This window comes from Ancylobacter sp. (assembly GCF_965249975.1).
In the GTDB taxonomy this organism is placed as follows: domain Bacteria; phylum Pseudomonadota; class Alphaproteobacteria; order Rhizobiales; family Xanthobacteraceae; genus Ancylobacter.
The window spans coordinates 845,468-857,610 of the sequence record NZ_CBDFNE010000003.1; the positions used below are offsets into that span (position 1 = coordinate 845,468).

10 protein-coding genes are annotated in these 12,143 nt (G+C 65.0%); 2 read left to right on the forward strand and 8 right to left on the reverse strand.

All coding sequences use genetic code 11. The features are described from left to right. The 6 genes from ACP2AH_RS04135 to ACP2AH_RS04160 form a co-directional block, all read right to left on the reverse strand. On the reverse strand, positions 1-660 hold the full coding sequence (locus tag ACP2AH_RS04135; protein WP_425104621.1) for an HAD-IB family phosphatase: 660 nt from the start codon (positions 658-660) through the stop codon (positions 1-3). A gap of 217 nt (positions 661-877) precedes the next feature. Then, the gene (locus ACP2AH_RS04140; protein ID WP_425104622.1) at positions 878-2,572 is read right to left on the reverse strand and encodes a cyclic peptide export ABC transporter; all 1,695 of its coding nucleotides are present in this window, start codon (positions 2,570-2,572) and stop codon (positions 878-880) included. A gap of 108 nt (positions 2,573-2,680) precedes the next feature. After that, on the reverse strand, positions 2,681-3,835 hold the full coding sequence (locus ACP2AH_RS04145) for a GNAT family N-acetyltransferase (RefSeq protein WP_425104623.1): 1,155 nt from the start codon (positions 3,833-3,835) through the stop codon (positions 2,681-2,683). A gap of 424 nt (positions 3,836-4,259) precedes the next feature. Then, positions 4,260-5,029, reverse strand: a protein-coding gene (locus tag ACP2AH_RS04150) for an IS5 family transposase (protein ID WP_425104624.1) whose coding sequence is annotated in 2 segments (ribosomal slippage) — positions 4,260-4,712 and positions 4,715-5,029 — 768 coding nt in all. Because the reading frame shifts where the segments join, the coding sequence is not laid out codon by codon here. 72 nt (positions 5,030-5,101) lie between these two features. Further along, positions 5,102-6,364, reverse strand: coding sequence for a sensor histidine kinase (locus ACP2AH_RS04155; RefSeq protein ID WP_425104625.1), 1,263 nt, complete (start codon positions 6,362-6,364; stop codon positions 5,102-5,104). An 89-nt stretch (positions 6,365-6,453) separates the two neighbouring features. Further along, positions 6,454-7,125 carry a response regulator transcription factor gene (locus ACP2AH_RS04160; protein WP_425104626.1) on the reverse strand — a complete coding sequence of 224 codons (672 nt, stop codon included), beginning with the start codon at positions 7,123-7,125 and terminating at the stop codon, positions 6,454-6,456. A gap of 470 nt (positions 7,126-7,595) precedes the next feature. Between ACP2AH_RS04160 and dusA the strand changes: the two genes are divergently transcribed. Both dusA and ACP2AH_RS04170 read left to right on the forward strand, forming a co-directional pair. Further along, positions 7,596-8,597: a tRNA dihydrouridine(20/20a) synthase DusA gene (gene dusA, locus ACP2AH_RS04165; protein ID WP_425104627.1), complete on the forward strand. Its 1,002-nt coding sequence runs from the start codon at positions 7,596-7,598 to the stop codon at positions 8,595-8,597. A 49-nt stretch (positions 8,598-8,646) separates the two neighbouring features. Continuing rightward, positions 8,647-9,483: a sulfite exporter TauE/SafE family protein gene (locus tag ACP2AH_RS04170; RefSeq protein WP_244377577.1), complete on the forward strand. Its 837-nt coding sequence runs from the start codon at positions 8,647-8,649 to the stop codon at positions 9,481-9,483. Between the two features lie 72 nt (positions 9,484-9,555). On the opposite strand, the gene ACP2AH_RS04175 is transcribed toward ACP2AH_RS04170, so the two are convergent. Together ACP2AH_RS04175 and ACP2AH_RS04180 are read right to left on the reverse strand one after the other, a co-directional pair. Next, a complete protein-coding gene (locus ACP2AH_RS04175; protein WP_425104628.1) occupies positions 9,556-11,055 on the reverse strand; it encodes an aldehyde dehydrogenase in 1,500 nt (499 codons plus the stop codon). 26 nt (positions 11,056-11,081) lie between these two features. Beyond that, a complete protein-coding gene (locus ACP2AH_RS04180) occupies positions 11,082-12,134 on the reverse strand; it encodes an Ldh family oxidoreductase (RefSeq protein ID WP_425104629.1) in 1,053 nt (350 codons plus the stop codon). Positions 12,135-12,143: the final 9 nt, after the last annotated feature.

The window sequence follows — 12,143 nt, forward strand, 5'->3', positions numbered from 1 at the left end:
TTACAGAGTTCCTTGCAAAGAGAGTGGAAGAGCCGCCTCCGCCAGCCAGCACGCGACGGCGCCGAGGTTCGGAAGGGGCAGGAAAGGAATGCCGTTGAGGCGGCAGTGCTCCGCGAGCTTGGCCTTGGCGAACACCACGCTCGCGGCTTCGGCGACGCAGAAATCCGAGCGTCCATCGCCGACGAGAATGGTGGGACCGCCCCCTGAAGAGGCCGAGAGGCACTTGCAGGTCCCCGCCTCGCAGTAGGGGGCGGCATTTGGAAAATCGAGGCTCCACCGCCCGTCGGGCAGACACACAAGCCGATTGGCTATCACCGGCACGCACAGGTCGAAGCGGCGGAGAACCCGTGCGATGACCCGGTCCAAGCCATCGGACACAATGGTCAGCGAGACACCTCTGTCCCGGCAAACATCGACCAGCTGCGGCAGGTGCTCGTCCACCTCGATGCCGTCAACCAACCGGTCGAGCGCCTCGGGCGAGGCCCGCATGAGTGCCACCTGACGGCTCATGCAGGTACGCGAACCTATACGCCCGGTCACCCATTCATGTTCGATCTCATGCCATTGGGGATCGGCAAAGGCGGCGAGGATCTCATCCGTCGTATCATGCCGTGAAACGGTGCCATCGAAGTCCAGAAGGACATTGATCCGATCTTTCATCGTACTTGATTCTAATTTCACTTACGCCACTAAGTTCAGCGACGCGCATCTTCTCGCAACCCGACGTTACGACAACATTACATTGAACACATTCAGCAAAATCATCGCAACACATCGCAAATAATGGCGCAATTTTGCTCCGATTCTGGCGTCAAAGTGGAGACTTATACATGAATCGACTTCTTAGAGCCGCGCCCGATTTCGAACGCAGCAAACCTCACCGCACTGACAGCGTTTGAGTTTCAGTCGCGTGCCGTGGGTGGCCGGGAACGATGGAGGTGATGCGCCCGCGCTCCATGTGCACCACGCGATCTGCCGTGTCGAAGTAGCGATCATCATGGGAGACGGCGATGACCGTGCGGCCCGCGCGCCGGAGCTCCGGCAGGATGGTCGTGTAGAACAGGTTCCGGTACCCCGGGTCCTGATCCGCAGCCCATTCGTCGAACACGAGAACCTCGCGGTCCTCCAATATGGCGTTGAGCAGGGCGAGCCGCTTGCGCTGGCCGGTCGACAGATCGACCGTGGAGAAGCAGCCGGCTTCCAGATCCACCAGATAGGCAAGGTCCAGCCGGTGCAGCCAGGCGGTTGCGCGGTCCAGAGCGCCGGGCGCCGCGACGATGTCCTCGAACAGATGATACTCCGCGAAAACCGCCGAAAAGAGCTGGCGGTAGGCCTCGGTCGCCTCCTCCGCCACTGGTCGCCCGTCAAGAAGCAGAGTACCGGAGGCCGGCTGGTAGAGCCCCAGCAGCACCTTGAGCAGCGTGGTCTTGCCGCTGCCATTGCCGCCGACGATGAACACGACCTCTCCCCGGGCGATGGAGAGGCGGGGAATATCCAGCGTGAACCCCGCCGATTCGCCGGGAAAGCGACTGTGGCGAATATCCCGTAGTTCGATATCGCGGGAGAACATCGGCGCCTGAACGGAGCGGACCTCCTCATTTGACGAGGCCGTGCGAAACTCGACGGACAAGGCGCTGATACGCTTGAACGCGACCTGCGCCTGACCGAACACCGGCAGGGCGCCAGCAAGTTCTTCCACCGGCCCTTTGGCGAACAGCATGACAATGATGAAGCCAGTGATGGCGTCATTGCCAATGCCGAGATAGGGCCGTGCGGCAAGGATGGCGCCGATCATGCCAAGCAGCAGCGCGATGCTCACCGTATCGGCAGCCCAGAAAATGGCAAAAGCCCGGCCGTTAAGCCCGGCAATGCGCTCGGTAAGCGGGATGACCTTTTGCAGTTCCAGCAGCCGGCGACGCGTTCGGTTGAGTCGCAGTTCCTTGGCGCCCTCAATGATGCTGCGATAGTGCTTCTGAAGCGTGTCCTCCAGCTTGCGCGCCTCCTCGAACCGCACGATCCACACGCTCATCGCCACATGATTGAGCCACGCGCCGAGCGCTACCAGCCCGAGGGCGAATGCCAGCACCATTGGGGAAAGCAGGAACAGATAGGCGAGGCATCCCAGCACGACCGTCAGGGCGGTGGCATAGCCCGCGAAATGGTGGGCGAACTCGGCCACCTTCTCCACATCGTTGTTGAGCACGGCGAGTAGCCGGTGGGTTTTGGCATTCTCGACTGTCGCCAACGGCGCGTTGAGAATGCGGCGGCAGATCTGCTGGCGCAGCCGCGCGACAATCTTCTGGCCGATAATGCTGTTGCCGACGCCCGCGAGCGACTGCCCGGCGAGGCTGAGGATCGCAAGCAGGCCAAACCCGACCAGGCCGGCAATCGAGACCGAGCTGGAAAGCGAGGTGTTGATGATCGACAGCAGCCACGCCATGGCGCTGCCGCCGATCGCCCCCGCGACCGTCGCGCCGAGGATCGCTTTCCAGAACGGGCGGAGCAGATGCAGAATCTCGAGCAGGAGCAAGTGCCGGGTGGGGCGCGGCGTCCGCGAGCGCGTGAAAGTCATGATCTTGGTTCCCGAAGCAGGCGGGTGCGCACCGCCATGGTTTCGGGTTCATTCAGCAAGGCGGCGTTGCCGCTGCATTACGGACGGCGCAGCACGCGCTTTCCTGCCTCACAAAGGCGAGAGCTCGCCCGCCCGCTTGCGCGCTTCCCGTAGCCCGGGGTCCATTTCCTCGAAGCCGAAATATTTCGACGCCCATTTCAGAGCGCCGTTCAGCACGGGATTTCGGTGGCAAAAGTAATTGTGCATGGGCTCAAGGCTGCTGCCCAGTCGAAGCTTGTTGGAGAAGGTTCCCTGGCCCGTCTGGAGGCGGGTCTTGCCGTTGGCGATGCAATAGCGGACGTTTTGCATCCAACTGACAAAGTAAAGATTGTGGGTGCGCGCCAGCGGATAACGCATGCCGAGAAATTTATCGATCACCCTGTCGTCTTCGACCATCAACAGGTTGAACGCTGCCAGCACGCCCTCGACCCGGTAAAGCACGCAGAAGGCCTGCGGCGAAAGTGACGACACGACTTGATGAAAGTAGTCGCGCGGCAACCGCTCGAAATCGCCGTAGTCTGACGCACTGGTCAGCCGCGTCTCCTCATAAAGCGCGTAGAGCTCGTCTTGGATGTCGGAGACATCGGTGCGGATTTCGATCTCGACGGCTTCTGCCGCACGCAGCTTGCGGCGCATGTCCTTGCGCGTCGCGCCGGACAAGGAGTCCAGATAGGCGTCAAACGTCGGATAGCGTAGATGAAGCACAGCGACAGGCAGACTGGACAGGCGCGTATAGCCACGTTCCCGAAGCACAGGTTCCAGCACCGGAAGATCGGTGTCATGAACATCCTTCACCACGGTGAGACCGATTCCGGAGAGGGCAGCCTGCTGCTCCAACAAATCGAGCATCCGGCCTGCGGCCTCCTGGCGGTCGGGCACGCTTGCTTCAGGGGCAAAGCCAAAATGGCAGCGCTCGGCAAAGGGAGAACCGAGCCCGAGCAGCGGAAGCTTCAAAGCGCGCGGGAATCGTTGATCGAGCCAGCGCAACGCGTCACCAAGGCGACCCTCCTGGAGGGAGGTGTGAAGCGCGTAATCCATCCGGAACATGGGAGCCACGGCATCCGCCCCGTGCGGTGATTTAACCACAAGCGCCTGCGTGTGCGCATGTGACGGGTGGGACGCCTCGCAGGCCTGGTAATAGCGCAAGCCTTCCACCTCGCCGGGAAAACAGCCATCCCATAATGGCGCTGGGATACTGCTGAACGCGGAAACTGCCGAATGCATAGGCTCGTTCCTGAAGCTGTCTTGAAAAGGTCGGCGCGGGCGGCACCGGGTGCCGACATGTTGAGGCCGCGCAAGGCATGCGGGAGGTGCAGGCGGCGCGATCAGGCGACCGGCGCGAGTGAACTCTGCCCGTGATTCACGTCGCCGTCGTCGTGATCGCCATGGTGCGGCTGAGCATGCTGGTTCCCGTTGGGATGCGCGTGGGATGAGGTGGTTTTCCGCGCACCATTGGAACAGGGCCGCGGCAGGCCTCGGTGCCCGGGGCGCCGCCAGGAAAAGCTGTGACGAGCGCCCCAGATGTGCGGCTGCCAATGTTCATGTCTGAGCAGAACCCGGAATGTGAACGTCCCGTCCGAGAATAAGGGGCTGGATTACAACGGCATTACGTTGACCGGCACAAAGCGCGAAGGCTGGTTGCAGAAGGCTAGGTGACCGACTCATAACTTCGCAGCCAGATGCGGATTGAAGCGAGTTGGATTGACGCGAGAAAGTTGTCGTCTCGCTTGTCGTAGCGGGTGGCGACGGCCCTGAAATGTTTGAGTTTGTTGAAGAAGCGCTCGACGGCGTTGCGCTGGCGGTAGACCCAGGCGCTGAAGGCGAAGGTTTTGACCCTGTTGGGCATGGCGCGGACATTGGCCCATGCTCCGCGCCCGTTCATCTCTTCGCGCAAGGCGTCGCTGTCGTAAGCCCTATCGGCGAGAAGGATGTTTCCCGGCCCGACGGTGTCCAGCATGTCGGCGGCCGAGCGCCCATCGTGAGCCTGGCCTTCGGTCAGCTTGAGGCGGATCGGTCGGCCTTCAGCATCGACAAGGGCGTGGATCTTGGTGGTCAGGCCGCCACGCGAGCGACCCATGCAACGGGATCGCTCATCTTTTTTTGGCCGTTGGCGGCATGCTGGTGAACGCGGATCGACGAGGCGTCGATCATCTGGATATCGCCATCGTAAGCGGCTGAGACGGCTCGTAGAATTCGCGCCCAATGGCCCGCCTTGCGCCACCGGTTGAAGCGGTTGACGCACGTCGTATGCGGGCCATAGCGCGCCGGGATATCGGCCCAGGGCGCCCCAGTGCGCAGGCGCCAGAAGATGCCATTCAGAACGCGCCGGTCATCCGCCCGCGCGACCCCACGCACCTTCGTCGGCAGAAGCGGCTCGATCACCGACCACTCAAAATCCGTCAGATCAAAGCGGGCCATCTCTACCTCCAAGGCTGAGATCAGTGAATCAGAACACCAGCCCGCAGGGAATCCCGGTTATGGGTATGTGACCTAGGCTGCCGTGCCTTCGTCGGCCGGCGGAAAGATCAGGGCTACGGTGGTGCCGCCGCCGGGGGTCTCCTCGATGGACACCTTCGCCTTATGCAGCGCGGCCACCTGCGCCACGATGGTGAGGCCAAGCCCCGTCCCGCTGTTCTGCGCGCGGTCAATCGAGGTGAGCGTCTCCGGCCTGCCGACGGTACCGGCGATGCCTTCCCCTTCGTCGATCACCGCGATTCGCCCGGGCCGCTGCACATCGACAATGATCCGCCCGCCCTTAGCCCCATGCTGCACGGCGTTGCGGATGAGGTTCGACAGGGCAATGCCGATGGCTTGCGCCGAGCCGATGATGGGGATCGGCCCTTCCTCATTGCGGAACTCGACCTCAAGGCCGGCGGCGATGGCCATGGGTGCATCCTGCGCCAGCGCCCGTATGCCCACGTCCACGAGATCGATTTGGACCATGGCGGTGGGTTCCGCTGCAAGACGGGCCAGTTGCAGCAGCATGGTGACCGTCGCGGAGAGGTCCTGCACGTCGGCGACCAGTTCGGCACGCAATCGCCCGTCCTCCACCCGCTCCAGGCGTGTGCGAACCCGTGCCAGCGGGGTGCGCAGTTCGTGGGCCGCGTTGGAGAGGAAACGCCGCTGTTCGGCGGTGGCCATGTCGATGCGATCAAGGGCCCGATTGAAGGCGCTCACAAGCGGCCGCAGCTCTGCGGGCGGGCCAACTTCGGGCAGGCGGATCCCCTCTCGTGAACCATCGATCAGCTCCGCCGCGCGGGCCACCCGCCGCACCGGCCGGGCGATCATCATTGGCACGACCAGAACCGTCAGGAGGATCGTAGCAACGAGCACGATCAACAAAGGTATCGTGGTAGCGTCGAAATCGGCGAGGATGGCGCGGGTGAGTTGACTCGCCGTATAGGACGCTCCGCCCACGTCGATGCGGATCGTAGGATTCTGGTCCTTATCGCCCATTCCCAGCTGGTCGAGGGAAACGTCCGACCCCTTGGTGACATAGCGGGACATGGGCTCCGGCTTTTCCCATACCGCGTTGCCGGCCCGAACCCTGGCAGGAACAGGTCCGTAGGAAATCGTCGTGCGGCCGTCGGAGAGGAGAAACCAGAAGGCGGGGAACTCGGCCTTATACCTCTGCAACTCCGGGGTCTCCACGAGTTGGAAGCTCCCGCGGCTGTCAGGCCGTATGGCGTCGCGGATGGCAATCGCCGCGTCATACTGGGCATAGCCGCCATCATCGCCATACAACACCGCCATCACGATCCAGGCGCACAGAAGGACCGCCGTTATGGCCACTCCGATAAGAACGGAGGCGGAAAGTGCGATGGATCCTCGGATAAGATGCATCAGGCCTCGGAAAGGATGTAGCCGAGCCCCCTTAGCGGGCGGATGATGGCAAGGCAATTGTGCTCCCGCAGCCGCTTCCGCAGCCGGGAGAGATGGGCGTCAATCGCATTGGACTGGATTTCATCGTCAAAGCCATAGGTGGCGCTTTCGAGGGTTTCCCGAAGCGTCACCTGCCCCACCCGCCGCACGAGCGCCTCCAGCAGCGCCAATTCGCGCCGAGGCAGGATGAGCGGGGAATTGTCCACGAAGGCAGTTCGCGAAAAGGTATCGAAGCGCAGATTGGCGACCGTAATGCTGCCCTTCTGGTCGAGATGCAGCCGGCGCACCACCGCCTTTGCACGCGCCACAAGTTCAATCGGCTCGAAGGGCTTGCCCAGGTAGTCATCCGCGCCAGCATCCAGTGCCTTCGCAATATCGCCGGGATCGTCGAGCGCCGTAAGTACCAGAATGCTCGGACGTGGCTGCAGGTGCCGAAGATGACCGATCAGGCCGATTGCGTCACCGTCCGGCAGGCGCCTGTCCATAACCACCAGGTCAAATTCGCGCACAGCAAGGGCGGCCTTGGCTTCATCCAGCGACGTCACCAGATCGGCGCCGCCCAAGGCGTCTTCCAGCGTTTGCCGCAGCCATGGCCCAAGCTGGTCATCATCCTCTATGATCAAAAGTCGCAAGCTTGGCCCCTTCGAGATCCCGTCTCTCGTTGCACGACATCGTTGCGCGAGGATTACCGCTACGCCGCCGCCTACGCCATTCTCCATCCCATGCCGGTCGAGCCGCCGGAGCCCTGGGCGAGAACTTCGCCGCGACCGTAGCCTCACGCGTCGAGGAGTGGCTGGGGATGGGACTGCAGCCATGCGGGACGTCTTGGCCTCCCTCCGAGCGCCGTCTCAAGGACCGTCAGGCAGAAGGGCTGAGAACGACCGATCCTCATCCCCGCCGCGCCATATCCTGGAACGTCTCGTTGACGTGCGGCCCCTTCGACGGTTCTGGTCTCTCCAAGAGCCGGGTTTTAGTTTAGTGAGGGTAGCCGACCCGTGTGCGTTCCGGTGCACTCACGCGTCAAAAATCGGAAATTGGGGTGTATCGTGGCGAAAAGCCAGGTGCACACCACAAGACCCAAATCCCTGAAGCCACAGAAATAATGTCGATCGATCAATCCTTTAGATTCTCCGTGGCCCCTATGATGGACTGGACCGACCGGCACTGCCGGGCGTTCCACCGGGTGCTTTCGGCGCGCGCGCTGCTTTACACGGAGATGGTGACGGCGAATGCGGTGATCTTCGGCGATCGCGACCGGCTGCTCGGCTATTCCTCGCAGGAGCACCCCATCGCCGTGCAACTCGGCGGGTCGGACCCGGAAGCGCTGGCCAAGGCGGCGGCGATCTGCACCGACTGGGGCTATGACGAGATCAACCTCAATGTCGGCTGTCCCTCGGACCGCGTGCAGGGTGGCAATTTCGGCGCCTGCCTGATGCGCGATCCCGCGCTGGTGGCCGCCTGCGTGGCGGCGATGAAAGCGGAGGTGGCGCTCCCGGTCACGGTGAAGTGCCGGCTCGGCGTCGACGAGCAGGACCCGGAAACGGCGCTCGACGCCCTCGCCGACGCTGTGCTCGCGGCCGGAGCGGACGGGCTCATCGTCCATGCCCGCAAGGCCTGGCTGCAAGGGCTCTCCCCAAAGGAAAACCGCGACATTCCCCCGCTCGACTATGACCGGGTGTATCGGCTCAAGGCCCGCCTGCCCGGCGTGCCCGTCAGCCTCAATGGCGGGCTCACCACGCTGGAAACGGCGCAGGCGCAGTTCGCTCATGTCGATGGGGTGATGCTGGGCCGCGCCGCCTATCAGCAGCCTGAGCTGCTGTTGCAGGTCGACAGCCTGTTCTTCGGCGAGGCGGACGGGCACGCCGACGCCTTCGCGGCGGTGGAGGCGTTCGAGCCCTACATCGCCACCCATCTCGCCACGGGCGGGCGGCTGCACGACATCACCCGCCACATGCTCGGCCTGTTTCCCGGCCGTCCCGGTGCGCGTGCCTTCCGCCGCCACCTCGCCATTGAGGGTGTCAAGCCAGAAGCGGGGCTCGATGTGCTGCGAACTGCCGTCAATGAGGTCCGCCGGGCCGAAGAACGCCGGTCGCTTGTGGCGTGAATCCATGCCATCACGGCAGCCCGATGCGACGGCGTGACGTGGTGGCGTGATGGTACAGGCGATTCCTCTCGAACATCTGGTGTGGCTCTCCGGCGTGCTGCTGGTGGCGGGACTGGCCACCGGCATTCTCGCCGGCCTGTTCGGCATAGGCGGCGGCGCCATCGTCGTGCCGGTGCTGTACGAGGTGTTCGGCGCGGTGGGGGTCGACGATTCCGAGCGCATGCATCTCTCGGTCGGCACCGCGCTCGCCATCATCGTGCCGACCGCGCTGCGCTCCTATTTCGCCCATCGGCGCCGCACCAAAATCGACAATTCCATCATGCGGCAATGGGCGGCCCCGCTGATCGCCGGCGTGGTCGCGGGCACCGCGCTGGCGGCGGTGTCGCCGGATGTGGTGCTGAAGATTGCCTTTGTGCTGTTCGCGGCCCTGATGTCGTCGAAGCTGCTGTTCGGCCGGGATCACTGGGTGCTGGCGGAGACGCTGCCGGGCCGCCTGCCGATGACGCTTTATGGCTTCGGAATCGGCGCGTCGGCGCCGCTGATCGGCATTTCCGGCGGCGGCATCGCCACCGTGGTGCTGACCCTCTACCGGGTGCCGATCCACACCGCCATCGCCACCTCGGCCGGGCTCGGGGCGCTGATCGCGGTGCCGGGCACGCTCGGCTACATCATCAGCGGCATCCCGCATCTCGACGATCTGCCGCCCTTCTCGCTCGGCTATGTCTCGCTGCCGGGGCTGGTGCTGGTGGGCGGCATCGCCACGCTGGCGGCGCCGCTGGGCGCGCGGCTGGCGCACGGTTTCACCAAGCGCCAGCTTGAGGTCGGGTTCGGCCTCTATCTGCTCATCGTCGGCCTGCGTTTCGTGGTGGCGCTGGTCGCTCGGTGACGCCGCCCGGCCTTCCCGGGCGGGCCGGCCCCACCGCTTCCTTTGCCACCACGCAAGGAGAGGCCCCTCCCCTTACTTCAGCGACAGCCAGATCGTCTTGGTCTGCAGATACTGGTCGATGGCCTCGGTTCCGTTGTCGCGCGCCATGGAACCGGAGCGCTTGTAGCCGCCGAAGGGGGTGGTCACATTGCCTTCGCTGAAGCCGTTGATCGCCACCGTTCCGCACGGCAGGCGCTTGGCGAGGTGGAAGGCCTTGTCGATGTCGCGGGTGAAAAGGGTGGCGTGCAGGCCGTAATCGGTGTCGCGCGCAATGGCGAGCGCCTCATCGACCCCATCGACCGGTATCACGCCCAGCACCGGGCCGAAGATTTCCTCGCGGGCGATCCGCATGCCCGGGTCGACATTGTCGAACACCGTAGGGTCGACGAACGCGCCGGCAAGCCCCTCGCTGGCGCCGCCGCCGGCAAGGGTCTGCGCGCCCTCCGCCTTGCCGATCTCAATATAGGACAGCACCCGCTCCTTGTGCTCGGTGCTGACCATGGAGCCGAGATCGGTCGCCGGATCGAGCGGGTCGCCGACCACCAGCGCCCGCGTCTTTTCCAGCACCCGGTCGAGAAAGGCGTCCTTCACCCGGCGGTCGACGATCTGGCGCATATTGGCGGAGCAGTTCTGCCCACCATTCCAGAACGCGGCATTGATGGCGGAGGACACCAGCGTGTCGTCGATGTCGGCATCGTCGAGCACGATCATCGGGCTCTTGCCGCCCATTTCCAGCCCGACGGGCTTCAGATTGCTTTCGCTGGCATATTTCAGGAAATAGGCACCGACCTCGGTGGAGCCGGTGAACGACACCGCGTCGATGTCGTTGTGGCGGCCAATGGCCTGCCCGGCGGTTTCGCCGAAGCCGGGCACCACGTTCAGCACGCCGGGCGGCAGGCCGGCCTCAAGGGCGAGTTCCGCGAGGCGCAGCGCGGAAAGCGGGGTCTGCTCGGCCGGCTTCAGCACCGCCGAGCAGCCGACCGCTAACGCCGGCGCCAGCTTCCACGCGGCCATCAGCAAGGGGAAGTTCCATGGCAGGACGAGGCCGACCACGCCGATCGGCTCCTTGACGATCATCGCCACCACCTTTTCGGCGGTCGGCGCCACCTTGCCGAACGACTTGTCGGCGAGCTCGCCATACCACTGGAAGAAGGTCGGCACCTCGTGGCTGATCTCGTTCAGGCAGTCCTTGATGGTCTTGCCGCTGTCGAGACTCTCCAGCACCGCCAGTTCCTCGGCGTGGACGCGCACGAGATCGGCGAGCTTGAGCAGCACCGCCTTGCGCTGCTCCGGTGCGGCGCGCGACCAGTCGCCGGCCTCGAACACACGGCGCGCCGAGGCGACCGCGCGGTCCACATCCGCCCCGTCGCAGGCCGCGACCGTGCCGATGAGCGCCCCGGTGGCCGGGTCGACATTCTCGAACACCTTGCCCGACGCCGCCGCCGTCCAGTCGCCGTCGATGAAGGCGTGGCCGGGAAGGGTCAGGCGTCCGGCGATCGTGCGGTAGTGCTCAGCGGATTTATAGGCGCTCATCGGGCGGGTCTCCGGGGATGGGGCGGTCAGGCGGCAAAAGGAACGAGGGCCGGCAGGTTGAAGCGCGCGGCCAGCCCGGCAAGGGCGTCGGCGATGCCGTCATGCAGCGCGACGCCCTCATCGAGCGCACGCCGCTTGCGGGCGAGGCCGGCCTCGCCGGGCAGGCGCACGCGCGGCGCGCCTTCGGGCACGCGGGAGGCGCGGCAGGCCCCGGCCAGCCACTCGGTCTGGCGGGTGAAGCCGTCGAGCCCGCCGAAGGCTGCCGGCGAGAGTGCCAGCACCAGCACGCTGGCGCCCCAGTCGCGCGGCGCGTCGGCGCGGCCATAGCCACTAAGGCCCTGCGTCATCGCCTCCACCATCAGGGAGAGGCCGTAGCCCTTATGGCCATGGTCCAGCCCGCCGATCGGAAGGATCGAACCGCCCTCTTTGAACGCGGCGGGGTCGTCGGTGGCGTTGCCGTCGCTGTCCTTGAGCCACGCGCCGGGCAGACGCCCGCCGGCGGACCGCACCCGCCCGCACATGGCGGCGGTGGTGATCGACGTCGACACGTCGATGAGGATCGGATCGGGTTCGGCGGGAATGCCGGCGGCGATGGGATTAGGCGTCATCACCGGGGTCAGCCCGCCGAACGGCGCCACATGGGCGTCGCTGGGATCGGAGGAATAGACGAGGGTGAGCATTCCCGCCCGCGCCGGCGCCTCCAGAAAGGCCGCAAGGCAGGCGATGTGGTGGCTGCGCCGCAGCGCGATGGCGCCGAGGCCGTAAATGCCGGCGCGGCGCACGGCCTCCTCCACCGCCAGTCGCGTCGTCCAGATGCCGGGCAGGCGCCGTGCGTCCCAGGTCGCGACGGCGGCCTGATCGGCAATCACCGCCGGCCGGCCTTCGCGCTCCATGGTGCCGTTGTCGAGCTCCTCGACATAATCGACGAGCAGCGCCAGCCCGTGCGTGGTGTGGCCGAGCAGGTCCGCCTCCACCAGCCCGAACGCCACCGAGGCCGCGGGCTCGGACGGCAGTCCGGCCTGCACCAGCACCGCCTCGGCAAGGGAGAGAAGGTCGCGATACGCGAAACGCGGCGTCATGGCAGGCCC

Coding starts and splice junctions, on each gene's coding strand:
- ACP2AH_RS04135 (WP_425104621.1), bottom strand. CDS start 660: ATGAAAGATCGGATCAATGTCCTTCTGGACTTCGATGGCACCGTTTCA.
- ACP2AH_RS04140 (WP_425104622.1), bottom strand. CDS start 2,572: ATGACTTTCACGCGCTCGCGGACGCCGCGCCCCACCCGGCACTTGCTC.
- ACP2AH_RS04145 (WP_425104623.1), bottom strand. CDS start 3,835: ATGCATTCGGCAGTTTCCGCGTTCAGCAGTATCCCAGCGCCATTATGG.
- ACP2AH_RS04155 (WP_425104625.1), bottom strand. CDS start 6,364: ATGGCGGTGTTGTATGGCGATGATGGCGGCTATGCCCAGTATGACGCG.
- dusA (WP_425104627.1), top strand. CDS start 7,596: ATGTCGATCGATCAATCCTTTAGATTCTCCGTGGCCCCTATGATGGAC.
- ACP2AH_RS04170 (WP_244377577.1), top strand. CDS start 8,647: ATGGTACAGGCGATTCCTCTCGAACATCTGGTGTGGCTCTCCGGCGTG.
- ACP2AH_RS04175 (WP_425104628.1), bottom strand. CDS start 11,055: ATGAGCGCCTATAAATCCGCTGAGCACTACCGCACGATCGCCGGACGC.
- ACP2AH_RS04180 (WP_425104629.1), bottom strand. CDS start 12,134: ATGACGCCGCGTTTCGCGTATCGCGACCTTCTCTCCCTTGCCGAGGCG.